This is a genomic window from Robiginitalea aurantiaca, from assembly GCF_030380815.1.
GTDB classification, from domain to species: domain Bacteria; phylum Bacteroidota; class Bacteroidia; order Flavobacteriales; family Flavobacteriaceae; genus Robiginitalea; species Robiginitalea aurantiaca.
Window position 1 is genome coordinate 187,582 of record NZ_JAUDUY010000001.1, and the last position, 26,147, is coordinate 213,728.

The 26,147-nt window shown below is 44.6% G+C and carries 25 protein-coding genes and 2 pseudogenes; 14 read left to right on the forward strand and 13 right to left on the reverse strand.

Going from position 1 to position 26,147, the window contains the following annotated elements; all coding sequences use genetic code 11:
• Window positions 1-350: 350 nt before the first annotated feature.
• The 7 genes and pseudogenes from QU605_RS00805 (at window position 351) to QU605_RS00835 (ending at window position 6,596) form a co-directional block, all read left to right on the forward strand.
• Complete coding sequence (locus tag QU605_RS00805) at window positions 351-797, forward strand: DUF6326 family protein (RefSeq protein ID WP_289723357.1); 447 nt, start codon at window positions 351-353, stop codon at window positions 795-797.
• A gap of 51 nt (window positions 798-848) precedes the next feature.
• Entirely contained in the window at window positions 849-1,532 is a 684-nt protein-coding gene (locus QU605_RS00810) for a DUF4386 domain-containing protein (RefSeq protein ID WP_289723358.1), read from the forward strand.
• Between the two features lie 130 nt (window positions 1,533-1,662).
• Window positions 1,663-1,908 (forward strand): annotated as a pseudogene (locus QU605_RS00815) (ribonuclease H-like domain-containing protein); the annotation flags it as partial.
• 71 nt (window positions 1,909-1,979) lie between these two features.
• Entirely contained in the window at window positions 1,980-3,053 is a 1,074-nt protein-coding gene (locus QU605_RS00820) for a hypothetical protein (protein WP_289723359.1), read from the forward strand.
• A 438-nt stretch (window positions 3,054-3,491) separates the two neighbouring features.
• A complete protein-coding gene (locus QU605_RS00825) occupies window positions 3,492-4,145 on the forward strand; it encodes a DUF805 domain-containing protein (RefSeq protein ID WP_289723360.1) in 654 nt (217 codons plus the stop codon).
• 142 nt (window positions 4,146-4,287) lie between these two features.
• A pseudogene (locus QU605_RS00830) lies at window positions 4,288-4,536 on the forward strand (3'-5' exonuclease); the annotation flags it as partial.
• Between the two features lie 164 nt (window positions 4,537-4,700).
• Entirely contained in the window at window positions 4,701-6,596 is a 1,896-nt protein-coding gene (locus tag QU605_RS00835; protein ID WP_289723361.1) for an alkyl sulfatase dimerization domain-containing protein, read from the forward strand.
• A 344-nt stretch (window positions 6,597-6,940) separates the two neighbouring features.
• Here QU605_RS00835 and QU605_RS00840 read toward each other — a convergent pair whose 3' ends face one another.
• Window positions 6,941-7,903 carry an endonuclease/exonuclease/phosphatase family protein gene (locus QU605_RS00840; protein ID WP_289723362.1) on the reverse strand — a complete coding sequence of 321 codons (963 nt, stop codon included), beginning with the start codon at window positions 7,901-7,903 and terminating at the stop codon, window positions 6,941-6,943.
• An 83-nt stretch (window positions 7,904-7,986) separates the two neighbouring features.
• Here QU605_RS00840 and hflX point away from each other — a divergent pair, with 83 nt between their 5' ends.
• Window positions 7,987-9,213 carry a GTPase HflX gene (hflX, locus tag QU605_RS00845; protein ID WP_289723363.1) on the forward strand — a complete coding sequence of 409 codons (1,227 nt, stop codon included), beginning with the start codon at window positions 7,987-7,989 and terminating at the stop codon, window positions 9,211-9,213.
• Window positions 9,214-9,261: 48 nt separating this feature from the next.
• Here the strand turns inward: hflX and QU605_RS00850 are convergent, their stop codons facing one another.
• From QU605_RS00850 to QU605_RS00900, 11 genes are all read right to left on the reverse strand, one after another.
• Window positions 9,262-9,645, reverse strand: coding sequence for a hypothetical protein (locus QU605_RS00850; RefSeq protein ID WP_289723364.1), 384 nt, complete (start codon window positions 9,643-9,645; stop codon window positions 9,262-9,264).
• Between the two features lie 356 nt (window positions 9,646-10,001).
• On the reverse strand, window positions 10,002-10,928 hold the full coding sequence (locus QU605_RS00855) for a DUF3078 domain-containing protein (protein WP_289723365.1): 927 nt from the start codon (window positions 10,926-10,928) through the stop codon (window positions 10,002-10,004).
• Window positions 10,929-10,988: 60 nt separating this feature from the next.
• Window positions 10,989-11,495, reverse strand: coding sequence for a DUF2480 family protein (locus QU605_RS00860; RefSeq protein WP_289723366.1), 507 nt, complete (start codon window positions 11,493-11,495; stop codon window positions 10,989-10,991).
• 11 nt (window positions 11,496-11,506) lie between these two features.
• Entirely contained in the window at window positions 11,507-11,836 is a 330-nt protein-coding gene (locus tag QU605_RS00865) for an iron-sulfur cluster assembly protein (RefSeq protein WP_289723367.1), read from the reverse strand.
• A gap of 28 nt (window positions 11,837-11,864) precedes the next feature.
• Window positions 11,865-12,290, reverse strand: a complete 426-nt coding sequence (locus QU605_RS00870) for a SufE family protein (protein WP_289723368.1) — start codon at window positions 12,288-12,290, stop codon at window positions 11,865-11,867.
• A gap of 78 nt (window positions 12,291-12,368) precedes the next feature.
• Window positions 12,369-13,583, reverse strand: a complete 1,215-nt coding sequence (locus tag QU605_RS00875; RefSeq protein WP_289723369.1) for an aminotransferase class V-fold PLP-dependent enzyme — start codon at window positions 13,581-13,583, stop codon at window positions 12,369-12,371.
• Between the two features lie 130 nt (window positions 13,584-13,713).
• Complete coding sequence (gene sufD / locus QU605_RS00880) at window positions 13,714-15,030, reverse strand: Fe-S cluster assembly protein SufD (protein WP_289723370.1); 1,317 nt, start codon at window positions 15,028-15,030, stop codon at window positions 13,714-13,716.
• Window positions 15,031-15,067: 37 nt separating this feature from the next.
• On the reverse strand, window positions 15,068-15,820 hold the full coding sequence (gene sufC, locus QU605_RS00885) for a Fe-S cluster assembly ATPase SufC (RefSeq protein ID WP_289723371.1): 753 nt from the start codon (window positions 15,818-15,820) through the stop codon (window positions 15,068-15,070).
• 5 nt (window positions 15,821-15,825) lie between these two features.
• Entirely contained in the window at window positions 15,826-16,710 is an 885-nt protein-coding gene (locus QU605_RS00890) for an N-acyl homoserine lactonase family protein (protein ID WP_289723372.1), read from the reverse strand.
• Window positions 16,711-16,720: 10 nt separating this feature from the next.
• Entirely contained in the window at window positions 16,721-18,166 is a 1,446-nt protein-coding gene (sufB, locus tag QU605_RS00895) for a Fe-S cluster assembly protein SufB (RefSeq protein ID WP_289723373.1), read from the reverse strand.
• 64 nt (window positions 18,167-18,230) lie between these two features.
• Window positions 18,231-18,560, reverse strand: a complete 330-nt coding sequence (locus QU605_RS00900; RefSeq protein ID WP_289723374.1) for a HesB/IscA family protein — start codon at window positions 18,558-18,560, stop codon at window positions 18,231-18,233.
• Window positions 18,561-18,764: 204 nt separating this feature from the next.
• On the opposite strand from QU605_RS00900, the gene thiL reads away from it, so the two are divergent.
• Entirely contained in the window at window positions 18,765-19,832 is a 1,068-nt protein-coding gene (thiL, locus tag QU605_RS00905) for a thiamine-phosphate kinase (protein ID WP_289723375.1), read from the forward strand.
• On the opposite strand, the gene QU605_RS00910 is transcribed toward thiL, so the two are convergent.
• Entirely contained in the window at window positions 19,820-20,041 is a 222-nt protein-coding gene (locus tag QU605_RS00910; protein WP_289723376.1) for a DUF1660 family phage protein, read from the reverse strand. The two genes, thiL and QU605_RS00910, sit on opposite strands and share 13 nt — an antisense overlap.
• 238 nt (window positions 20,042-20,279) lie before the next feature.
• Between QU605_RS00910 and brnQ the strand changes: the two genes are divergently transcribed.
• The 5 genes from brnQ (at window position 20,280) to QU605_RS00935 (ending at window position 26,132) form a co-directional block, all read left to right on the forward strand.
• Window positions 20,280-21,566 carry a branched-chain amino acid transport system II carrier protein gene (brnQ, locus tag QU605_RS00915; RefSeq protein WP_289723377.1) on the forward strand — a complete coding sequence of 429 codons (1,287 nt, stop codon included), beginning with the start codon at window positions 20,280-20,282 and terminating at the stop codon, window positions 21,564-21,566.
• 95 nt (window positions 21,567-21,661) lie between these two features.
• The gene (locus QU605_RS00920) at window positions 21,662-22,201 is read left to right on the forward strand and encodes a CopD family protein (protein ID WP_289723378.1); all 540 of its coding nucleotides are present in this window, start codon (window positions 21,662-21,664) and stop codon (window positions 22,199-22,201) included.
• Between the two features lie 151 nt (window positions 22,202-22,352).
• Window positions 22,353-23,783 (forward strand): sensor histidine kinase, encoded by a 1,431-nt coding sequence (locus QU605_RS00925; protein WP_289723879.1) that lies wholly within the window; start codon window positions 22,353-22,355, stop codon window positions 23,781-23,783.
• Window positions 23,780-24,562 carry an enoyl-CoA hydratase/isomerase family protein gene (locus QU605_RS00930; RefSeq protein ID WP_289723379.1) on the forward strand — a complete coding sequence of 261 codons (783 nt, stop codon included), beginning with the start codon at window positions 23,780-23,782 and terminating at the stop codon, window positions 24,560-24,562. Before QU605_RS00925 ends, QU605_RS00930 begins: the two co-directional genes overlap by 4 nt.
• A gap of 16 nt (window positions 24,563-24,578) precedes the next feature.
• Window positions 24,579-26,132 carry a hypothetical protein gene (locus tag QU605_RS00935; protein ID WP_289723380.1) on the forward strand — a complete coding sequence of 518 codons (1,554 nt, stop codon included), beginning with the start codon at window positions 24,579-24,581 and terminating at the stop codon, window positions 26,130-26,132.
• The last annotated feature ends 15 nt before the right edge of the window (window positions 26,133-26,147 follow it).

The window sequence follows — 26,147 nt, forward strand, 5'->3', positions numbered from 1 at the left end:
GCTACATTCTTGTTATCTACCCTGACAAGGCAATCTTATTCAGATAGAATTTGCCGCCCTGCAATTTGTTTATGAAAAAAAGGCCTGGATCGCATTATTCAATACTGCGAACAGGATGTGATTACCGTGGCCCAGATCATTTTAAGGCTGCGGAATGAGGAATTGTGGACGGAAGCCGAAATAGTCTATATTTAGAAGTATTCCACCAGACCGTGAATTGTTCTTCACAAATAAATCATCAATTACTACAATATAAAAAGAGATCTGAGGTCTAAATGAATCGAGCAAGTCTGTAACATTGCTCCCCGTTAAACGTCATAACTTAAAACCAACTATAAAGTCAAACAAGATTGAGTACAAAAAGCTCCAGGCCTAAATCATTGACGGATTACAGAATCAACATAAAAATCAAACTAGCCTTTCTTTGGGCTTCATTGATGTTCCTGTACATCTATGCCGACTATTTTCAGCTAATGACCCCAGGTAAACTGGAGCGAATGATAGAGATGCAAACACCAATGGGACCAACATCGCCGGGGCTATTGGTGATATTCTCTCTGATTTTGATTGTTCCGGCCCTGATGATATTTCTATCCGTCTTTTTAACAGCGCAAATCAATAAATGGTTAAACCTTGTAACTGCATTCCTATATGCGAGTATTTCAATTCTGATTATCGTTTCTAATATCGGTTATGAGTGGCATACATTCTATATTTTATTCAACCTGGTAGAACTTCTGATATTCGCCCTGATCATTTCACAGGCATGGAAATGGCCGAGGGGTGAATCTGCATGATCAACAGATAACATTTATATCTAATCCGCAAAAGAACGAATACCTATTACTATGATTGCAAATGATAAACAAAGTCCGTTAGTTGCTACAGCAAGAACTGCTGGAATCTGGTACCTAATGTTGGCCATTTCAGGCATTTTAGGATTTATGGTATTTCATAAACAGGTTTATACTGCGGACCCCCAGCAAACACTTAACAATTTGGTAGAAGGAGAATCCCTTGCACGCCTTCGCCTGCTGCTAGAATTTGCAATCATTCTCTCTCAAGCACTAGCCGCCATCTGGTTTTACAGATTATTCCGCAACATCAATGAGTGGGCCGCCCTGGCAACTGGAATTTGGGGAACTGTGAATGCCGTTGTAATTATGGTTAGTGCCATATCTATGGGTGCTGCCATTAAAATTGGCCTGTCTTCCGGAGTGATGGAAGATAAAGTTGTATTAATTGACTTACTTAATAATTTGATCTCCAACTCCTGGAATATAGGAGGCCTATTCTTTGGTCTTTGGCTTATCCCTATGGGCTACATCATTACTAGCTCAAAAAGAATGCCTGTCTGGTTAGGCAGAACTTTGATAATAGGAGGTTTTGGTTATTTGATTAGTACAGCCATAAGGTACGCAGGTGTTTCAGGTTCATGGGTAGGCATCCTAACTATACCTGCTACAATAGGTGAGTTCTGGATGATAGGCTATTTATTGATTTTCGGAATACGACCAGAGAATAAAAAATGAGTAATAAAACCAAAAACAGCCATAAGAACAATACATCTGATCTTACTTTATTGGAGTCTATAATTCATCCGATTTAATGCACACCAGTATTCACCTTCATTGAAATTTTTGTTTTTTTAGTTATTAAAAATTAGACATCTGGCGGTTTGGTGATTACAAGCATTACACCTCCCTGAAGTTACTGGCCTACGTATTGGGGGTACCTTCTCCCAAGGAGGACATTGACGGGAGCATGGTCAGGGAGGTATATTATGAAGAAAATGATCTGGAACGGATTACCAAATACTGCGAAAGGGATGTGGTCACCGTGGCACAGGTGTTTTTAAGGCTTCGGAATGAGGAGCTCTTGACGGAAGACCAGATCGTTTATGTTTAGAAACATTTAAATACTTCCCTTAACTTAAAGAGATATAATTATGTTTATTTGAAGGTTCACAACTATACATTATGAAGAAAATTCTATTTACAACCATCCTACTCGTTACACTGTCTTGTGCAGACACTAAAAAAAATATAGAGGAGGATAAATCCTTAATGGACCAAAGCTATTTCAGACATTTAAGCTATTTAATAAACATCAAAAATGAAGTAGCACAGGAGCATTGGCCTGACTTCGCAGAAAATGATTTTTATGCACCGGTAGTATATTACAGTAAAGAAAATGCCTTCGTACTTAACCCCAACGAACATATTCGTAAAATTACCGATCGACCACAAGAGCTATCTTTCAATAAAGTACCGGTCATCAAACTATCGGAAACGTATACAGATACAACCAGCCTGAAGTTTAATAATGGTATGACTAGTGACAGTACTTCCTTTGCCTACATGCAACCCGTTTTATATTTCCAGAGTTTTGAATTGACCAAAAAATTCCTTCAAGACGACCTTGTTGATATTCAAGATTGGTCAATTATGGTTATTCACGAGCTATTTCATTCATATGAATGGTCAATCCCAGAAATGTTTGAATATGCCGAAACAGTGTCGAAACATATGCCTGGAGGGCCTGATAATTTCCTTGGTTCTTATCACCAAGATCTTGAGTGGTATAAAGAAAGCGTTAAACAAGAAAATGAGCTGTTGAAGGAAATTTGGATTGATGAAGCTGACTTAATTCAAAATCTCAATAAATATAATTCACTTCGTAATCAGAGGATTGAAAGAATAAAAAGGGAATACGATGTTGACATTCGTATTGCTGAAGATTACGAAATCACAATTGAAGGACAAGCAAGATATTTTGAATCATTAGTTAAAAGATATCTATCTAAAAATGTTCCTGAAGCAGCTTTCTTGACGCAAGAAGATAAGGAAGGTATCACCAATATGTTTAAAGGGTATGAGGTTTCAAAAGACAAAAACCTATCGGACATCTTTAACAATAGATATTATTATCCAATGGGTTATAACATTTCCATGATTCTTGAAAAATATAATGTAGACTATAAAAATTCGATTTTTAGAGAAGAACAAAACATCCATCACTATCTGGAAGAATTAAAAAACTCACAACAATAAATAAACGGCACTAAAACGACCGTTTATTTTGACTGTTGCTAAATCAAGAGCAGTATAGAAAGGATACGCTTCGTAGTTAGTGTTTAAAAATTATACTTCTGGGAATTCGGAGACTTTAAATACTACACCTTCCTGAAGTTACTAGCGTATATTCTGGGTATTCCATCCCCAGGATGTGTTATTGACTGAAGACTAAATCTTTTAGATTTAAGATTAATCCTCCCGCAAGCTCGTAATGTATTTTTCATAAAGAATAGTAGGGAATTACTCTGGCTAACTAGGTTCGTGGTTTGTGCATGTAATGTGCTTACAATATTTGCTGTAGTTTTTAGGTTATATAAAAGTTCCGTAGGTACTAGCTAAATCTCATTGTTGGCAATTATAAGAGTTGCCAGGAATGAAAAACACATCAACTACCAAATACCACTTTAGCCCTTTATGAAGTATTTTTTAGAAGCAATTAAAAACTATGCAGTTTTCCAAGGCAGATCGAGTCGAATAGAATTTTGGATGTTCGCACTATTTGGACTCTTAATTATTCCTGTTGCGTTAAGTCTTATTGGAGAATTTTTCTTTTATATATATAGTCTGTTTATACTCATCCCCACCTTGGCGATTATGACCAGAAGAGTGCATGATACCGGGAAGCAAGGGGCGTTAGTATTTCTTGCTTTAATACCCTTCATCGGGTTTATAATCGTTTTAATTTTGTGTCTTCAGGAAGGAAATGCGGGTCCTAATATGTATGGACCCGGGTCCGGAGACATCAGGGGCATTGAACCGAATCAACCCGAAAACCAAAGCTCATATCCCAAGACTGCTGTGTCAGATCAGACATCCCGCACAGAACAGCAAAATATCAATCCTCAGGAGCTGGGCAGGAATAAAGGCTATGGATGCGCATTCGCCTCTGGCGGTTTATTATTAGGCGGCCTGGCCGGCGGAATTATTGGATTTAGTATTGGCCTTTCCCAAGGGTATACAGGAGGAGAATCTATAGGGGCTATTTTATTTGGAATTATTGGAATACCGATTGGAGCAATCGCAGGAATGGCATTGGGGGCAGTTTTTGGAAGTAAAAAACGGAGATGATGAATTCTTATTTATGAGATTTCTTTCATGGTGAAGGGACCTCATGCTTTTTCTATGTACGAATCATTTGACTCTATTGATTTGCTTTTACACGGTCATTGACTCCCATGGAAATAATTGCTAGTTCAGATATTAAAAAACCGATCTCTGGAAATTAGGTGATTTTAAGCACTACACCTCTTTAAAACTCATGGCTTACGTGCTGGGAATACCCTCCCCAAAAGAAGATATTGACGGGAGCATGGTCAGGGAGGTATTTTATGAAGAAAATGATCTGGAACGTATCGTCCATTACTGCGAAAGGGATGTGGTCACCGTGGCACAGGTGTTTTTAAGGCTGCGAAATGAGCCATTATTGACTGAAGACCAAATCGTTCAGGTTCAGGTATGAAATACCCGATAGCCTGCAATTCAGGGAGGATAGGCTTTGTTTATTTTAAACAGCAGGACCCTTGAATATAAATGATTGGAGTCGCGAGTCGGGATTAGTGCTTTCATAAGATCCTATTTATTACTATTTTGGTTTGTTATCGGTAATTTTTAAAAAAAACATAAATGATGAAAAAATTGGTTTGCCTGTTTGCTTTTATTACCATTTTGGGATGTAATGAGAATCAATCTTTTGACAGTGACTTGCTGGATCCGGAAGTAATTGATCACAATGTCCAAATGGAGGTTGAACCCTATGCAGATGAAGAAATATTAAAAAATCTGGCTCCCATTCGCGCCAGGTTTGACAATTATGCCATAACTGAAGACAGTGAATTCATAAACGACAGAATGACGTCTTTTGGCAAGCAAATGCCCAAAACCATTTATGAACCTGTAAAGGATAAAGCCTTTTTAATGGCTGGCTGGCAGTTGACATCTACGTTGATTGTAGTGGGTGATGATGGATTGATTGTTGTGGACCCAGGAGAAAGTGACGAGGCTTCGGGGCGAATACTAGGTGATTTTAGGAAAGAAACAAATATCCAACTACCTGTTAAGGCTGTGGTTTATACGCACAGGCATCCTGATCACTCATTTGGTTCTGCGGGAATGGGAGTTACACAAGAGCAGGTCAACAAAGGTGAAGTAAAAATATTCGCCCATCATCAGTTCATGGAGTACCTGGCCAATGATGCCAGTGTGGTTGGCGCTATTCTTACAGAGCGCACAGCTTACGGTGGGGCAACCTATTTGGGCCAGAATGAAAAGGGGCTCGTACATGCTGGTTTGGGTCCTACCTTCGCCGGGGGTAAAATTTCCTTTTACCGTCCAACAGATATTGTTACCGGAAAACTGGAAGCAGAAGTTTCTGGCGTGAAAATGGTTTTGTTTGAGGCCTATGGTGATGCAGAAGACGAAATAGATGTTTATTTTCCGGATCTAAAGCATGTGCACGGTTCTGAAACGATTCAGGGAGAATCATATCCGAATCTTTACACTTTGAGGGGAACGAAATACCGGGACCTGGTCAAGTGGTATAAAGGAGTAGATAACCTATTAGACTATGCAAAGATGAGTGACAGTTACAGTCATTCTCATATGAGATCATGGGTTGGAAATGGCTTTATCGTGGAACGAATCCAAAACTACAGAGATGCCATTCAGTTTACCCACGATCAATCTATTTATTACATGAATCAGGGGGCAACCCCGGAGGAATTGGTAGAACTGGTAAAGTTGCCTGAAAACCTAAAAAAAGACCCCTGGTTGCAGGAGTTTTACGGTAGTGTGGAACACGTTGTCAGAAATGTTTATAATGGTTATTTAGGCTGGTATTCTGGCGATGCCACCGAACTCGCAACCCCTTCCTTTAAGCGAAAGGCAGCACTCTACGTTTCGGCCATGGGGGGACGCGACAATGTCCTTAAAATTGCCAATCAGGCAATTGATGCCGGGGACTATGGATGGGCGATGGAAATTACTACTCACTTAATACGTTCTAACCCGGAAGATTCGGACGCGCGAAAAGTGAAAGCTAAGGCGATGCAAGAATGGGGCTATGATCAGTCGAATATTTATTACAGGAATTTTGCCCTTTCAGGGGCAAAAGAACTCGATGAAACACTTGACAAATCAGGCGCGTTTGATTTTGCAAACCCTGTCATTATTCAACAATTCGGGATCGGAACCATTCTGGAAAACCTTCGGGTAAAAATTAACGCCTCCAAGGCAACAGATGCCGACTTTAAAATAGGATTTAATATTACAGACCGGAATGAAAAGTATGGCTTTCATGTACGAAATGGCATAGCTGCCTTTTATGAGTACGTTCCTGATGATGCCGATCTGGTAGTTAATATCCCGAGCAATGTGGTATACGATTTCGTCCTGGGTAAGGGACGTGTGAAAGATGCGATTAATAATGGTAACGGCACTGCCGAGGGCGACATTGACCAGTTGGATGTATTTGCCGGTTTCTTTGATTTTTCAAAATCTGAAATAAACCTGTCTTCAAGATAAATCACACGGGCCTGTCTTGATAAGACATAAAATAAGGGCTTCTTTGAGCTGACCCTTATCTCAGATTAGAGCAATACATCATTTTGCTCCATTTTATGGAAATTCGGCGATTTTAAGCATTATGCCTCTCTGATGATGCTGGCCTATATTCCGGGCATTCCTGCACCTTAACAAGATCTGGACGACGACTAAGTCCGATCGGTATATTATGAAGCAAGGGATTTTGAAGGGATTGCCAGGTGCTATGCGCTAGCCGGCTTCAATAAGGCCCAGGTCTTTTTGAAGTATAGGGGAGAAGTCCCTTTTAAGAGACAATTAAAACATACTAAACAGTATATAAAGATCTACGGCAGGTCGTAATAACGGAGAAGGACGTATACAGGGAAGTGATCTGAATAGCCCCCCAGGTATTTCTTCCCCACAAAGGTTCTGAAGGGTTTGCCTTTATAGGGTCGTTTCCATTCCTGGAGGAAATGTTCGTCAAAAATATCTGCCTGATCGAAGGTATGGGTTCCCGGAGAGGTCTTCAGAAAGGAACGTGAGAGTATGATCTGATCAAATACAGACCACTCCCCCCTGTAGTTTGCACTTCCCCTATCTGGGCTTTGCAGGGTTTCCATGGGATTATACAGCGGTTTCTGACTCATCAGGTGTCGGATGCTCCTGGAATCCGGACCATCGTTAAAATCCCCCATGATCACATAATTTGGGTTTTCTTCTTCCATTTCCAGGGATTCCATAAAGGATAGAATTGTTGTGGCTGCCGCTATTCGCTTAGAATCGGTCCGCTCTGCGCCATCTCTGCGGGATGGCCAGTGATTTACGAATATGTGTAAACGTTCCCCATTCAGGTTACCACGCACGTAAGTGATATCGCGGGTGTAATCCCGACCTCCATCATCATTGTAGATTATAACTGGTATGGGCTGGCAGTGCTCAGGCTCAAAAAAATCCCGGTGGTAGAGTAGTGCATTGTCGATACCGCGTTCATCCGGAGAATCGTGGTGGATAAAGTCCATGCCATTTTTCTTCATGGATTCCATTTCCAGCAGGTCATCCAGCACCTTATCGTTTTCTAATTCGGCAAGCCCCATCAGGACGGGATACTCGACTCTGCTCAGACTCCCCAGACGCGAAATGGTTTTACCAATATGCCGTAATTTTTTTTCATACCGTTTCGGGGTCCAATGTTTATGTCCATTGGGCGTGAAATCGTCATCGAGGACATTCGGCTGGTTTTCCGGGTCAAATAAATTCTCCAGATTATAAAAGCCAACCAAAAGGTTGTTTTCCCTGTCGTCACTCATTGCATAAAATTTAAGAGGGGGATTATTCAAAAATACAAAAGACTTGATCCTGATTCCGTAGCTTTGTAAAAGATCGAGGTTCTATGCTGGACAAAGAGACAATTTCTTACGAACGTACTGTACTTGTTGGGATTCTCAACAGGGAACAACCTGAAGAGAAACTCAGGGAATACCTGGATGAACTCGAGTTCTTAACCTATACCGCCGGAGGGGAAGTTGTAGGACGCTTTATACAGCGTGTGGACACCCCCAATCCAAAAACTTTTGTAGGTAGTGGGAAGATAGCAGAAATCGAAGAATTCGTCAGGGAAAACGATGTGGGAGCCGTAATCTTTGACGATGAACTTAGTGCGGTACAACAACGGAATATCGAAAAACAGCTACGCAGGAAGATTCTGGACCGCACCGGGCTGATCCTGGATATTTTTGCGCAGCGCGCGAGCACGAGCTACGCACGGACCCAGGTGGAGCTGGCCCAATATGAATACCTGCTCCCAAGACTAACGGGTTTGTGGACACACCTTGAACGCCAGCGCGGGGGTATCGGAATGCGGGGGCCTGGAGAAACGGAAATAGAAACTGACCGCAGGATTGTACGTGATCGGATTTCTCTTCTGAAGAAGAAACTCACCCGTATTGATAAACAGATGGAAACCCAAAGAGGCAACCGTGGATCTCTGGTCCGGGTAGCCCTAGTAGGCTATACCAATGTTGGGAAATCCACGCTGATGAACGTGATCAGCAAAAGTGAGGTCTTTGCGGAGAACAAACTTTTTGCAACCCTGGACACCACGGTACGAAAAGTAGTGCTTGGAAACTTGCCCTTCTTACTGAGTGATACCGTTGGATTTATCCGAAAGCTCCCAACTCAACTGGTTGAGAGTTTTAAGAGTACACTCGATGAAGTTCGGGAGGCGGATTTGTTATTGCACGTCGTAGACATCTCTCATCCGAGTTTTGAGGACCATATTGCGTCTGTAAATCAGATCCTCTCCGAGATAAAATGTGCGGATAAGCAGACCGTCATGGTTTTCAATAAGATCGATCTGTATAAGCCGGAAACATTGGATGAGGACGATCTGATAACCCCCCGGACGAGCAGGCATTATTCGATGGGAGAATGGCGAAAGACCTGGATGCACAGAATGGGGGGGAATGCGGTTTTTATTTCGGCCCTGAACAGGGAAAACCTGGATGAATTCCGGAAAACAGTTTACCGGGAAGTTCGAAAAATCCACATCAGCAGGTTTCCTTACAACAATTTCTTATATCCGGAGCACCTCGACGAATATACGCAGGAGGAGCCATAGGACACCTATTAGGAGTTCGGGAGTTATATAATTATTGCGTTTCCATTCTTAGAATTGGAAACCGATGTGCAGAATAAACCCTCTTAAATTACCATTAAAAATAGCATCCTCTTCAGGAATTTCCAGGGAATAAGTTCTGTACCCAAGGGAGGTGTAAAAGGTCTTGGTGAAGTGGTACTGTGCCGCCCCGATAAACTGAAAAGATCCATCCGTCCCGAATACGGGTATTCCGAAATCTGCATACCCTACAAAACCGAATTTCTTCGAAGGATTATACCTGATATTTGCACCCAGTACGGGATCAATCCAGCCCCGATCTCTTGCCCCTTCGACATCCCTGGAGCCGCCGACAGTCGATACCAGATCCACGCCAAAGTAGAAGAATTTCAAACCCGCCAGGGCGTCAATCTCAAGCTTGGGATTTTTAAACACCCTGTACCCCGCTTCGAGATCCCCGCCGAAATACGTTAGTTTGACGACATTATCCTGAAGCAGTATCTCCAGGGGTGTAATCGCTTCGCTTTCGAGGATGAGGTTCCGGAATATTAGTAGGTTGTGGCGGTCGGACGAGCTCTCCTTTAAAGCCGATAGCCCAGATATACGGGCTTACACGAAAATTCCAATTGTTCCAACGGATGGAATCCGTTTCCATCTGGCTTTGGCCAAAAACTGGGCATGCAAAAAGGAGTGTCATGAACACTCCTAGAAACATTCTGTTTTTAGAACTGTTGTGCATGTGCTTGGCGAATCCCTAAAAGCAATAATACTCCGCCTGAATACGTCTAAAACTAGAAATCATACGTCAGGCCGAAAAGCCAATAGGTCTGAAGCTTGTTGTCGATGTTGTCAAAAGTAGCTCCTGTATTTCCCAGGGTATTGATTTCATAATTAAGGGCTTCCTGTTTATTGTCGCGAAGTCCGAATTCAAACCCGAGGCCAATGTCTCTCCATACCTTGTAGGCGAAATTATTCGTCCAGGTCCAGTTGGAGAGGTTGCTGTCTTTATAACTGGCAAAGGCTGAGAACTGGGATTTCCAATTAAATTTCCCGATGGATTTACTGTAATTCGCCAGCAACTTTGCACCGAAAGAAGATTCGAAAATAGCATTGTCGTTGCTGAACACGAAGTTGTAGTTGGCAGGGTGTGCGACAATGATCAGGCCATCTATCGGCTTCCAGGTGATACCCACCCCTAAATCGAGATAGCCGGGGTCGTTGAAATTACTCAGTATCGTTGAGCGGTACTCCATTAAGGTTGAAGCCGCTATTTTATTTGTCAGGTTATACCCGAAAAGTGAGGTGATATTAAATACGTCATTAGATTGCCTGTACCCGTTCTGATCGTCCGGGTCATCTTTGTCGTCGAATTTGACCCAACCCAGGTTTATCTGAGCATTGGTATACCAGAAGTACTTATCCCGATCCAATTTGGCATACGGGTTTATTGTGATACCAATTCGCCCTGCGGAGTTGTTCGGATTCTGTTGCGCATACCAATTATTAAATTCAGAAATACTCGCACCGATCGTTCCGAATGCGCCGAATTTCCATCCTGGAAATGCATTGATCTGAGATTCCAAATCTCCGATTCGCCCCTCAATGGCACTGACGGAATCTTCTTTTATTTTTTTAGCTTCTTTGAGTTCTTCCAGCGTCTGGCCGTATGAGGATACTCCGGCTATAAGAAAAGTAAATACGAATACGAGTTTTTTCATCTTTTAAAGTTTTTCATAACGGTCTCAAAGATAGGGAAACTAGTGAATTAGATTTTTGCTTCAGGTTCTTTTAAATAAAGGAACAGAGGAACACGCCTCGCCGAACATTACGGATTTTGCAACTTCCTGGATTCGCTGGATTGCCCAGACATAGGCCGAGGCAGGTACCGGAACATTGCTACACCCTTTGATGATTACCGGGCGGTCTTTGAGGGATTCGAGATCAATTGTGCTAAGAGCTTCCCGAAAAAGAATGGTTTCCAGAACTTCAAGGGATCCGACGACCGTTTCCCGGGCGATGCCCTTGAGGTAATTACCGGCCAACATATAGGCCCAAACAGGAACAATGGCGTCAGTACTGCAGTGAACTGCCACATACCCGTCTTTATAGGATTCCCATTGATGTTCTTTCAGTGCATTCCGGAATGGGGTTTCCCTTAAGATGAGGCCTTCATCCAGCCACTGGCTCAAATCAATCTCAAAACGGGGCCCCCTGGGATAGAAGGTTTCCAGGTCCAGGGTGGTTAATTTACTTTTCGCTACGCGGTTGACGATTTCTTTTTCCATACCTGAAGTTATCAGAGCATGCCGAGTTCCAGTTTGGCTTCTTCGCTCATCAATTCCTGTGTCCAGGGCGGGTCAAAGGTGATTTCCACCTCGGCATCCTTAACCAGATCCAGGGATTTGACTTTTTCCTCAACTTCTACAGGAAGCGTTTCAGCCACCGGGCAGTTCGGAGAGGTTAGCGTCATAAGGATCCGAACTTCGAGGTCCTCATTTACAAAGACATCGTAGATCAATCCCAACTCATAAATATCCACAGGGATTTCCGGGTCGTAAATGGTCTTGAGTACCCTTACGATTTTTTCGCCGAGTTCCTGAGTGTCTATTGTGGTTTCTGATTCCATGGATTCTTTTTTAAAGGTTTAGGTTTACTCAGGATTCTATTTTAGCCTGGTAAGCCAAAGCGTAGAGCTTCAGTTGTTTGATCATGCTGACAAGCCCGTTTGCACGTGTGGGGGAAAGATGCTCTTTAAGTCCGATCTCGTCAATAAAATCTGTTTTAGCACTGAGAATATCTGCAGGTTTCTGGTTGCTGAAAGCGCGGATCAGGATACCGATGATGCCTTTTGTGATTATGGCATCACTGTCGGCAGTAAAAACGACTTTCCCATCCTCCATGTCTGCATGAACCCAAACCTTGCTCTGACAGCCTTTGATCAGGTGGTCGTCTGTCTTGAATTCATCCGAGATTTTGGGCAGGGATTTTCCGAGTTCAATCATGTATTCGTACCGCTGCATCCAATCGTCAAACATGGAAAATTCATCGACAATTTCTTCCTGAATCGCTTCGATCTGCATCTTTATAATTTTTGTCAAAATTACGACATGATAGGCCTATTTTCAAGGGGTACAGATTTCTTCCCTCCTGAAATGCATTCATGAAAGCATCTGGGCGGCTTTTTTAACCCCTTCTACCAGTCTATCTACCTCCGATAGGGTATTGTAGAAGGCAAAACTCGCGCGAACAGTCCCTGGGATTTGATAAAAATCCATAATGGGCTGTGCGCAATGATGTCCTGTGCGTACTGCAATTCCCATCTGATCGAGAAGGGTTCCCACGTCGTATGGATGAATGCCCTCAAGATTAAATGAGATCACGGAAGTCTTATTTGTGCCTTCGCCGTATATCCTCAGACCATTGATCTTCAATAATTCTGAAGTCGCGTATTGCAGCAGTTCCGTTTCGTAAGCCGCGATTCGATCCATGCCTATGGCGTTGAGGTAGTCCAGTGCAGCCCCAAAGGCAATCCCTCCGCAAATATTAGGTGTCCCTGCTTCAAATTTATGCGGCAGCCCGGCGTAAGTCGTCTTTTCAAAGCTCACCTCGGCAATCATCTCTCCTCCACCCTGGTAAGGCGGCAGTTTTTCGAGCCATTCCGTCTTTCCGTAGAGGGCCCCAACCCCTGTCGGACCGCATATTTTGTGAGCTGATATGGTGTAAAAATCGACATCAAGGGCCTGCAGGTCTGCCTTAATATGGGGTGCTGCCTGTGCCCCGTCAATAAGGACTGCGGCGCCTACTTCGTGGGCAGCTTCAATAATTTCTTCAATAGGGTTTATGGTGCCCAGCGCATTTGAGATATGGTTGCAGAAAACCAATTGTGTCCGCTCGGACAATTCTTCATAAAAGGGCTGCAGTACCAGCTCCCCTGTGGTATTCATTGGAATCACCCGCAGCTCTGCCCCCGTGCGTTCACACAACATTTGCCAGGGCACAATATTGGAGTGGTGCTCCATAGCGGAGACCCAAATTTCATCTCCCGGGTTCAGGAAGGAGGTGAATCCGGAGGCGACCATGTTGATTCCGTGCGTAGTCCCGGAGGTCATGATGACCTCGTGGCTGTGCTGGATGTTGAAATGTTTTTGAATGGTGATCCGCGCTTTTTCGTAAGCATCTGTAGCTTCCTGTGAAAGACTGTGCACGCCCCTGTGGATATTGGCATTGTAACGTGAGTAGTAATCTACGATCACATCGATCACCTGCTGGGGCGTCTGGGAAGTGGCTGCATTGTCCAGGTAAACCAGGGGCTGTCCGTGAACCTGACGTCCTAAAATGGGAAAATCTTTTCGTATTTCAGCAACGTTCAGCATGGGATGCATTAAGTTCGGAAATAAAGGGATCCTGTAACGATACTTTTAACAAACCGGTGCGAGGACAATTCGAAGGGTCTCATTCGGTCCCCGGATAAAACTATCGGGATTCCCTTTTTAAGCGATGTCCTCAAAGTTCAAATCCGAGATTAACACCTAGTTTTTGGGCGATCAATTTATTGATTCGCTGTTTGAGCTCTTGAATGCGCACGCTTTCCAGAACATTGTTGGCAAAGGCATACATCATCAGAGCCGAAGCTTCTTTCTCAGGGATCCCCCGCGCACGGAGGTAAAAAAGCGCTTCCTTGTCGAGCTGGCCAATGGTACATCCATGTGAACAACGCACATCATCCGCGAAGATTTCGAGTTGCGGTTTTGTGTTCACCGTGGCTTTATCGCTGATCAGTAAATTGTTATTCTGCTGGAAGGCATTTGTTTTCTGTGCGATTTTATCAACGATGATTTTTCCGTTGAACACCCCTGTTGAACGTTGACCGTAGATTCCTTTATAATCCTGATGGCTTTCGCAATTTGGCTGCTGATGGTGGACAAGGGTGTGATGGTCCACGTGTTGTTTCTCTCCCAACAGGGTTACGCCTTTCAGGGTAGAATCAATATGCTCTCCATCCTGATAGAAATTCAGGTTGTTTCGGGTGAGTTTACCGCCAAAGGAGAAGGTGTGGACACTCACATGACTTTTCCCTTTCTGGTCGATGTAGGTGTTGTCGATCAGGCTTGCAGTTTCCCTGTCATTCTGGACCTTGTAGTAATCCACAATGGCATCTTTACCTGCATAGATTTCAGTGACGGAATTTGTCAGGACCTCGTTGTCGGTCAGACTTTGGTGCCTTTCAATGACCTGCAGTTCCGCGTTCTCTTCAGTCACGATCAAATTTCTCGGCTGAAGCATTTGAGCTGTTTCACTACCTGTTGAGAAATGAAGGATCTCGACGGGTTTGCGAGGCACTTTGTTCTTGGGGACATAGATAAATGCACCCTCTCTGGCGAAAGCTGTATTTAAGGACACCAGTGAATCTTCCCTGGAGGCAACTTTATTGAAGTAGACATCGATGATGGGTTTATACATAGGCTTGGTGAGGGCTGCGCTCATCAGGCAAATATCCACTCCATCATGCGTGGTCTCAGAAAGGTATGAACTGTAAACCCCATCGATAAACACGATTTTATAGGTGTCTATTTCATGCAGGAAGTACTTTTTGACATCCCGGTACTCCAGGGCATTATCCTGCCTGGGAAACAGGCTGAAATCTATCTTCTGCAGGCGTTCAAGAGAGGTGTATTTCCAGGCCTCGGACTTCCTTCCCGGGAAGCCTTTTGCCTCAAAATTCCTAAGCGCCTCAGAACGTATTTCGTGTACCGGATGCGTGAGGTCCACCTCATTTTCAAAAGCCATAAAAGAGGCGATGAGTTTATCCTTTAATTCCATTGATCCTTCATTTAATGGGCACCAGTTGCCGTGTGAATTAGAGTACTGCTTCCTGTTTGATCCAGTCGTAACCTTTTTCTTCAAGTTCCAGGGCGAGATCTTTTGTGCCCGACTTAACGATTTTACCATCGTGTATCACATGTACGAAATCCGGTACGATATAATCCAGCAAGCGCTGGTAATGGGTGATTACGATCACAGCATTGTCTTTGCTTCGCAGTTTATTCACCCCGTTTGCAACGATTCTCAAGGCATCGATATCCAGGCCTGAATCTGTTTCATCCAGCACAGCAAGGCGGGGCTCCAGCATGGCCATCTGAAAGATTTCATTCCGTTTTTTCTCGCCTCCTGAAAATCCTTCATTCAGGGATCGCGAAAGGAATTTGCGATCGATTTCCAGCATTTCAGCTTTCTCTTTCAGGAGTTTGAGCATCTCGTTGGCCGGCATGTCCTCCTGTCCCCTGGCTTTCCGGGTTTCATTTATGGCTGTCTTCACAAAATTGGTCACCGAGACGCCGGGGATCTCAACCGGATATTGGAATGAAAGGAAGATGCCTTTATGAGCGCGTTCTTCAGGAGCAACTTCATCCAGGTCCTCTCCTTCGAATATGATTTTCCCGCGAGTTACCTCGAAATCCTCTTTACCTGCTATAACCGAGGCAAGCGTACTTTTCCCGGAACCATTTGGGCCCATAATTGCGTGGATTTCTCCGGGGTTTACCTCCAGATTGATCCCCTTTAGAATTTTCTTGTTGTCCACACCAGCGTGCAGGTTCTTTATTGTTAACATAGCAGTTAGTTTAAAAAATTTGGTGCCTTTGGCATTTTGTCAAAATCCTCTTTTTGATGTTGGAGATATACTTCAGCTCCTGTTTCTTCTGCAAACCTTTCGAAGCGATCCATGCTCTCCAATGTTTGCTTCACGTCGTAATTGAATATCGGGACGCGTTTGTTTTTACGGTTGGCATACAGGTGATACAGGTCCCCGGTAAGCAATATTGGCCCGTGTTCTTTTAAATCCAGATAAAGTACCGAATGCCCCGGAGTATGGCCTGGCATTAATTTTATAACCACCGAGCCGTCGCCAAAAACATCGTGGTCCCCTTCGATTTTTTTGAGATCCCCGATATCTTTAACGGCATTGTATTCATTCGGATAGGATTTTTGGATTTCCGGACTCGTAATAAAATCGTATTCTGCTTTTTGAACCAGCCAGAGGGAATGTTCCATGCGTGCGGCGTGCCCACTGTGGTCAAAGTGGGTATGCGACAGGGCGATGTAGTCGATGTCTTCCATTGTCATTCCCGCCTTGGCAAGCTGGTTTTGAACCGAATCTGACCGGGAAACCGTAAAGTTGCCGTCGGGGGAGGTAAAGGGTTCCTGCATGGGAACAAGTGCCTCCGGTAAACCTGCATCCCACATCAGGTTGCCTTTGGGGTGCTGAATCACGTAAAAAGCATTGGCGAATTCCTTTGACTTTCCCCGATACACCGAATCCTGGGAAAACAATTCCAGCTTGTTTACCTGTACGGTGCCCCCATCGAAAGTGTAGAGGCGGATTTCGGGTTTTTCATCCACTGCCTGGGCGATCTCCTTTTTGTCTTCAGCAGTTCCCTTGCAAGCCGTAAACAAAGCCGTAAGCAATACAGTCCAAAGTGCGATATAAGTGAGTATTTTCATAGAAGAGACTTTATCCTACAGATCCTTCCAGACTGATTTCTAATAGTTTCTGGGCTTCTACCGCAAATTCCATCGGCAGCTTATTCAAGACTTCCTTACTAAAGCCATTTACGATCAGGGCGATCGCTTTTTCGGTATCGATCCCTCTCTGATTGCAGTAAAAGATCTGATCCTCCCCGATTTTGCTCGTAGTGGCTTCGTGTTCAACCTGTGCCGTCTGGTTTTTAGCTTCGATGTAAGGAAAGGTATGTGCCCCACATTCATTGCCCATTAAGAGCGAATCGCACTGTGAAAAATTCCTCGCATTTTCAGCTCTTGAATTTATCTGCACCAGGCCTCTGTAGCTGTTCTGAGATTTACCCGCGGAAATCCCCTTGGAAATAATAGTACTCCGCGTATTCTTACCCAGGTGGATCATTTTGGTTCCGGTATCGGCCTGTTGGTGGTTGTTTGTTACGGCAATAGAATAAAATTCCCCTATGGAATTATCCCCCTTGAGGATACAGGAAGGGTACTTCCAGGTGATGGCGGAACCCGTTTCGACCTGGGTCCATGAAATCTTGGCATTGGTTTCGCAAAGACCCCGTTTTGTAACGAAGTTATATACACCGCCCCGGCCCTCTTTGTCGCCCGGGAACCAGTTCTGTACCGTTGAATATTTAATTTCCGCGTCGTCAAGGGCAATGAGTTCCACAACTGCGGCGTGCAGTTGGTTTTCATCTCTTGAAGGAGCTGTGCAACCTTCGAGGTAACTCACATAACTGCCTTTATCGGCGATGACCAGGGTTCTTTCGAATTGTCCGGTTCCTGCCTGGTTGATCCGGAAATAAGTAGAGAGTTCCATCGGACAACGCACACCTTTGGGAATATAACAGAAAGAACCGTCCGAGAAGACCGCTGAATTTAAAGCTGCGTAGAAGTTGTCTTTCTGGGGTACTACCGAACCGATGTACTTCTTAACGAGTTCCGGGTGCTCTTTAATAGCTTCGGAAATGGAACAGAAGATTATCCCCTTTTCGGCAAGTGTTTTCTTAAATGTGGTAGCCACGGAAACCGAATCCATCACCACGTCGACCGCTACCCCGGCCAATTTCTTTTGTTCATCCAGCGAAATACCCAGCCTGCTGAAGGTATCGAGCAATTCCGGATCCACTTCATCAAGGCTATTGTATTTTGGCTTTTTATTCGGAGCAGAATAATAGGAAATGGCCTGGAAATCCGGCTTGACATAATGGACGTTTGCCCATTCCGGCTCTACCATCTCTTTCCAGATTCGAAAAGATTCCAGCCTCCACGCAGTCATCCATTCGGGCTCTTCTTTCTTTTTGGAAATGGCGATCACAATTTCCTCGTTCAAACCCTTGGGAAAAGTATCCGATTCAATATCGGTGTAGAACCCGTATTCGTATTCCTTGGTTTCGAGTTCCTTCTTTAATTCTTCTTCTGTATAGGCCATGTGCTCACAATTACATTAAACGCCTGCTTGAGACGCCTTTGATCTAAGTTGTTCCTGACGCCGCTTAAAGGGAAAAACTCTCCCCGCACCCGCAGGTGCGTTCAGCATTCGGATTATTAAAGACAAACCCCTTGCCGTTCAACCCTCCGGAATACTCCAGGGTTGTTCCGACGAGATAGAGGAAACTCTTTTTGTCCACAATAATGCGAACCGCATTATCTTCAAAAATCTTATCGGTTTCACCGATTTCCCGATCGAACCCGAGTTCATATGACAATCCACTGCACCCGCCACTTTTAACTCCGACGCGCACATAATCCACAGTGCCGTCGAAACCTTCTTCCTGCATAAGGGTCAGGACTTTTTGCCTGGCGGTATCCGAAACCTTTATCATGGTTATTTGAAATTAATCTAAATAGAAAGCAAATATAGCAAGTAAGTCCCATTTTAACAGCATTCCTAACATTATTATAACGTATGGATGTATTTGAAAAACCTATGGGGATTTTTGGCCCCTAATCGGCGGTCTGAGAGGGTTTTATCTGGTTTTTTTATCCGAAATAGGAGGTTTCACAAACAGGGATAGTATTTTTGCGGCATGTTTGACAATAAGGATTCGAAGCGGACACAGCTCGAAGAACTCGGGGAGTTCGAATTAATCGCACATCTTACCGAGGCTTTGCCCATTTTGCAACCCTCTACTCGCAAGGGAATTGGGGACGACGCTGCTATTATTTCTCTGGGGTCCCATTTTATGGCGATCACCACTGACATGCTGGTGGAGGGCGTTCATTTCGACCTGGGTTTCACCCCATTGAAACATCTGGGTTACAAAGCCGTGGTTGTAAACCTCAGTGATGTCTGCGCCATGAACCTGATCCCAACTCAGGTAACGGTTTCCATGGCGGTGTCCAACCGATTTCCTCTGGAAGCTCTTGAAGAACTTTATCTGGGGATTGGCCTGGCGGCAAAACAATATGGAATAGATGTAGTTGGAGGCGACACCACCTCTTCCACCAAGGGGATGATCCTTTCCGTCACTGCCATTGGGCAGACGGATTCTGAAAAACAAATAGCCTACCGAAGCGGGGCAGAGGCCAACGACCTGCTCGTTGTCAGTGGAGACCTGGGAGGCGCTTATATGGGACTTCAGGTGCTCAGGAGGGAACAGGAGGTCTTTAAGGTCAACCCAAATCATCAGCCGGATTTGGAACCGTATCACTATATCGTGGAGCGACAACTCAAACCCGAAGCGCGCAAAGATATCATTGCCCTTTTGGAATCACTTCAGGTGCAGCCTACTTCGATGATCGACATCAGTGACGGCCTTTCTTCTGAAATCCTTCACCTCTGCACTTCCAGTGGGGTTGGGTGTAATTTGTTTGAGGATAAAATCCCTTTGGATCCGATGGTGATAAGTACCTGTGAGGAATTTAAGGTAGACAGCACGCTGGCTGCTCTGAGTGGAGGGGAAGATTACGAATTGTTATTTACGATTTCCCAGGATGATTATTCGAAAATAAAGGGAAATCCTGATTTAACGGTTATCGGGCATATGACTGAAAAAGGCTCTGGGGCAAACCTGATTACAAGAGGGGGGAACTCCATTCCACTGACTGCACAGGGATGGAATGCCTTTGGGAAAGGTCATGATCACGCTAACTGATGCGATCCTTGTCCATGCCTTTTTTGGTAGATATTCTCCAGTGTTTCGTTGATTTCTTTCATCTCGGGCGTCAGAAGAGACAAATTACCACTTGCGTCAGTAGTTACCTGTTTGCCACAATGCACGCAAGAATATTCTTTGATATGGGAAGTCACTTTTTTTGAAACGCTGTAATGGTGTCCAAATAGGGAACAAAAGAGTTTTTTCATGGCAGTAGGTTTTGTGGGATATTGTCGGCTCGATTGGGAATTCGATATTGCCTTATAATCACCTCGTTTATTCGTATACTTTAGATTCAATTAGTTGTTCAGACTATTCTCCAACGAACGGTCCATCCGTTTTATTGGATAGTTCCGATAATTTCTTCTTTTTTTCGACAAAAAGCAGTAGAGTTGTCCGGAAAACCTAAATTGGGTCTGAGGATCCAAATCGTTAAAAGCGGCAGTATTGGCAAGATCAAAAATCAAACGAAAATCTGAATGGATTCTGGCACTGGCCTTGTTCTCATTGTTTTTCGGTGCCGGAAATCTCATCCTTCCACCTCAATTGGGAATGCGCTCGGGCATTTCCTGGTGGCAGACAGGGATCGGATTCAGCATTTCCGCGGTGGGTATCCCCATGCTGGGAATACTGGCCCATGCCCGCCTTCAGGGCGACATGTTCGATTTTGCCCGAAAGGTTTCTCCCAGATTTAGCCTGGTTTTCTGCTATCTGGTCTACGCAATTTCCATTTCACTGCCGGCCCCCAGGACAGCTTCAGTAACTCACGAAATGGGCGTCGCCCCCTTTTTCGATATCTCAGCTCTGGGAACCAGCCTGATCTATTTTGGTTTGGTGTTTATTCTGGTCCTTAACCGGTCGCGGATTGTACCCCTTATCGGTAAATGGCTTACACCGACCATCCTCCTTGTCCTGCTTGTCCTGATCGGAAGCATTACCTTGTTTGGAGGAGGAGTACCCGGTGAAACACTACTTGAAAACCCCTTTTCGGCGGGTATTCTGGAGGGCTATCAGACTTTTGATGCGATTGGGGCCGTAGTCGTTGGGGGCGTGATCCTCATATCCCTAAGAAATGAAATGCCGGATTTGGAGGTTAAAGAGCGGTTTCTTTATATATCCCGCGCTGGATGGTTGGCAGGTACGGGCCTCCTTGTACTGTACGCCGGCCTGATCCTTTCCGGTGCCATGTTGGGAGCTGAACTGGATGAAAGTTTAAGCCGAACTGAGGTGTTGCAACAAATGAGCTCGAGGGCACTGGGCTACAATGGCAATATTTTCTTAAGTGTGTTGATTGCCCTCGCCTGTTTTACAACCGCGGTGGGGATTGTGACCGGGACGGCTGATTTTATGAAGTCGAGATTCGGGGATTCCAACCTCGCCTACAGGATTACGGCATTTATCGGTTGTTTCCTGGGGGTACTGATGGGACAATTCCCCGTAGACTACATTATTGCAATTGCCTTTCCTGCCCTTATGTTCATTTACCCACTGACCATTGTATTGATCCTTCTTAATATAATGCCAGGAAAATGGACCCCGCCAACGGTCTTCAGAACCGTGGTCTTTACCACACTTTTCTTTTCGATTCCGGATTTTATGAGCAGCATAGGGATGCCACAAATAAGTGAATTTCTTCAGGGGTGGTGGCCATTACAAAGCTATCAGCTGGGGTGGGTCATTCCGGCCATCGGGGTATTCTTTTTGTTCCGGATTTTCCGGAAAGTGAGCGATTAGGTGGAATTCTACGGGGATTATTCCTGAAGATTTCTGTTCCTAAGAGAATTTTATTCTTTCAGCCACTTGATGTATGTTTACGGCAAATCCCGCCAATGGCCGAGTATTATAATTACATAAAATCCCTGCATTTAATTTTTGTGGTTACCTGGTTTGCCGGGCTTTTTTATATGCCTCGTCTGTTTATTTATCATATTGAAGCCAGGGACAAACCCGACGCCGCCCGTGAAGTGCTTTCCAGCCAGTTCCGGATCATGGAAAAAAGACTTTGGTATATTATTACCTGGCCTTCTGCCATCCTGTGTACCTTGTTTGCCCTGGGTTTATTGGTCGCCATGCCCTCCTGGCTTTCCCAACCCTGGATGCATGTCAAACTCGGATTTATTGCCTTGCTTTTTATTTACCATTTAAAAACACATCAAATGTTCCTGAAGTTCCAGCGGGAAACGTTTACCTATACTTCACAATACATGCGTATTTGGAATGAGGGCGCAACCCTTATCCTGTTTGCCGTGGTCTTTCTCGCGATTCTGAAAAGCAGTTTTCAATGGCTCTATGGTTTGGGAGGCCTTGTTGTGCTCGCAGTCCTCCTGATGCTGGGAATACGGCTGTATAAAAAAGTCAGGGGCCGTTAACGGGCAGGATTTCGACCAAAGAAGACAGCCTTTAGTTTTCGTTTCGCCAATAGAAGACACAGAAAATTTTGGTGCGATTATTGCTATCTTTAGCCTTAAACCTATAAGCTTGTTCTCGAAGGTATCATTGCGGTCCCGGATCTTTGTCTCTATGATCTTATTGGTGCTGATCGCCTCGGTCTTAATTGCCGGGGTAACGGTCTATCAGTTCCAGGAGCAATCCAGAGAATACCATGAAGACCGATTGGGGCGGAAAGAAGTCCAGATTAAACAGGCCATTACCTTTGCCCTTCAACGGACAACTTACCCGATTGCTTCAGAGTATTTATCCCTTATTTTTAAGGATGAAATTTACAGGATTGCCATTATTGAAGGCACGAACTTTAACCTGTACGACCTGCAGGGGCGCCTGATTAAGAGTTCCCGTCCCCAATTCGACAATGACTCCGTTTCCGTCCGGCTGGAAACCCATATCCTGGATTCCCTTCGCAATAGCGTGGACAAACATTTTATAGAAGCCAATGTGGCTGCCGGCTTTAACTACCAGGCCTCTTATTCGTATATCACAGACAGCCATTTTAAGCCCATTGGAATTTTACATCTTCCTTATTTTGAAGAGAATTCCTTTTACGATAAAGAACTGCGAGAATTCCTCATGCGTTTGGGGATTGTTTACCTCTTTATGTTGCTGCTGGCGATAGCCCTTGCTTATTTTATTTCCAAATACATTACCCGGTCCCTGCAAACGGTTTCCGAAAAGTTGAATCAGACGCGCCTGGCCCGGACGAATGAAAAAATCCTGATCGAAGACCCAAGCCTTGAAATTTCCCAACTCGTGGATGCCTATAATGCAATGATTGACGAACTTTCCCATAGCGCCGCTATGCTGGCCCGGAGCGAACGCGAACAGGCCTGGAGGGAAATGGCGAAACAAGTGGCCCATGAGATCAAAAACCCACTGACCCCCATGCGCCTGAGTGTCCAGAGTTTTGAGCGGAAATTCGATCCGGCTGATCCGGAGATTGGTCAGAAAATGAAGGAGTTTTCAAAAACCCTGATCCAGCAAATCGATACGCTGAGCAGTATTGCCTCCGCCTTTTCGAATTTTGCAGAAATGCCCGCCCAGCAAAACGAAACACTGAATGTTTCAAAAGTGGTGAAACTCGCCCTTGATATTTTTAATGAACCTTTTATTCATTTTATATCCGAGGCGGATAATCTCGTGGTGAAAATGGATCGCACCCAACTGATCAGAGTCATTACAAACCTGGTTAAAAATGCGATTCAGGCGCTACCCGACGTAGAAAATCCGAAAATCCTGGTCGTCGTTTCCGCAGAGGATGACATGGCCAAAATTTCTGTGGCTGATAACGGGAAGGGGATAGAAGAGGAGTTCAGGGATAAAATATTTGAACCGAAATTTACAACCAAGAGCAGTGGTATGGGCCTTGGCCTGGGCATGGTTAAGACAATCGTCGAGACGTACAAAGGCAGTATTGAGTTTACCTCAACAACAGGAAAGGGGACGGTTTTTACCGTCCGGATACCTCAAATTTCAAAACATAAATCCGTAGTCGCATGAATTTTAATTCCGTAGCCGTTCAAGTTGAAGCGGGAATAGCCGTTATTTCCGTGGACCGTCCAGAGAAACTCAACGCCCTGAACCGGGAAACCATCTCCGAACTGGGCAGTGCCCTTGCAACCCTTGAGGATGACCGGGAGGTGCGGGTTATCATTCTGACGGGTTCCGGCTCCAAAGCTTTTGTAGCCGGGGCTGATATTGCTGAATTTGCCGCTTATTCCACAGAGGAGGGCCGGGCACTTGCCGCTGAGGGACAGCGGCAGCTTTTTGATCGCATCGAACAGTTGAATACCCCTGTTATAGCTGCCATAAATGGCTTTGCCCTTGGAGGCGGACTCGAACTCGCTATGGCATGCCATTTCAGGGTTGCCAGCGCAAATGCCAAAATGGGGTTGCCGGAAGTTTCGCTTGGAGTCATTCCGGGTTATGGAGGCACCCAGCGCCTTCCTATGCTCATCGGCAGGGGAAGAGCGATGGAAATGATTCTCTCCGGAGGAATGATTAAGGCGGATAAGGCACTGGAATACGGTCTGGTGAACCACGTCACCCCTCAGGAGGATCTTATGGAATTTTGCCGTACGCTTGGAAAACAGATTCTCAAAAATTCACCGGTGGCAATTTCCTATGCAATAAAAGCTGTAAATGCTGGTTTTAGTAGTAGCCAACCCGGATTTCAGGCTGAAATAACTGCCTTTGGCGACTGTTTTGGCACTGAAGATTTTAAGGAGGGGACCAGGGCTTTCCTGGAAAAACGATCTCCAGATTTTCCGGGCGCTTGACCTAAATTGAGCATCCATGTTACGAAATCTTTGCCTGCTTGCCGGCATCCTTACCTTATGGGTATGCAATGGGCAGGAAATGCCATTGGATTACGAGTTCGGCGATAAATATAAAGATCGGTATAAATACTCCAACCTCCTTACTTTTTCAGAAACGGTTTCCTCAGATAAGATCCTGGTGCGAGGATATTATTCGGGCCTCTTAGTGCGCCCAAAGGGCTATTTGATCGAAAGGTATGATTCTGAACTCAAGCTCTTAGAAGAATATAACTATAAGTATAAAGATGGAGACTTTGTACATGGTTTAGTGGCAAATGATCAGATATACCTTTTGTTTTTGGAATATGATTCCGAAAAGCAAACCTATCAATATACCGTGCACCAGAGCCCGGTGGGCAACTACAATTTTACCGTCCGGAATCTGCTTTCCCTTAAGGCAGATTATGTAGACCAGCCTATAGAGAAGAACTATTACAACCGCAGTTTCAAATCCGGTTTTTCGACAACGGTTCTCTCTGATCCTGACTCCCGTGTTTTTGCCATAAGTATCCTCCAATCCCAGAACAAGGAACTCAGTCATCGGATACTCGTTTACAATAATAAGCTCGAGCAGATCATGGACAAGGATTTCTCATCGGAAAGCGAGGAGAAGAATTACGCTTTTGAAGAACTTGCTGTTTCTCCGGATCTGTCGTCCGTATATCTGGTGGGAAAGGCCTATTTCAGAAAGCGCCGGTTTAAGGCAGAGGAGCGAAAGTTTCAATACGAACTTTTAAGGCTCCACAACGGGGGTATAAAGACGCAGGTGTTTGATGATGTCCCGGGAAAATATTCAGAAGGAGTCAAACCCCTTTGGAATGGAAACAAGCTTATTTGTGCAGGGTTTTATGCAGATCGAAAGGACAACCGCTACAATGGCTTACAGTATTTGGTCCTGGATCCGGAGAAACTGACGGTCCTCAAACGAAAATACAATCCATTCTCTGAACAATTTATGATTGATAAATTCGGGCAGGAGTCCGACAAGGTCGTTAAAAACCTCGTTTTTAAAGGTGCCCAGTTCACTGAGGATGGCTCACTGCTATTTAACGCTGAGGAATTCTTTATGACCGAGAGTATGCAGGCAAATGCCAGCGGCGGCCGGGTGCGAATTCAACGCTTTCACCACAACGATATAATCAGCGCAAAACTGGATTCTGAAGGGAATCTGATTTGGGCGAGGAACATCAACAAAACCGAAGTCACCCAGGGTGATGGGGCGTATACCTCATACAGTTCGTATTCCAAAGACGGTCAAACGTATTTCTTTCTTTGCCTCGCCACCGAAGAACCCCAGCTTATCGGTAAGGAAAGGCTTATTTTTAAACAGGGATATAGCCGCAGCCGAAATGTTTTTGTGATCCGCCTCGATTCGGAAGGTTCCCTCAGTTATGAGAAAATCATCGATTCCGATGAGGCACGCCTGCCTTTTATGGTTTCCATGCCCTTTGTTGACTCGGACAGCGATAAACTGCTATTCTATGCCAAGCAGGGATCGCGAAAACAATTGGTGTCCATAAAAGTGCGATAGGGCAAAACCCGCTTT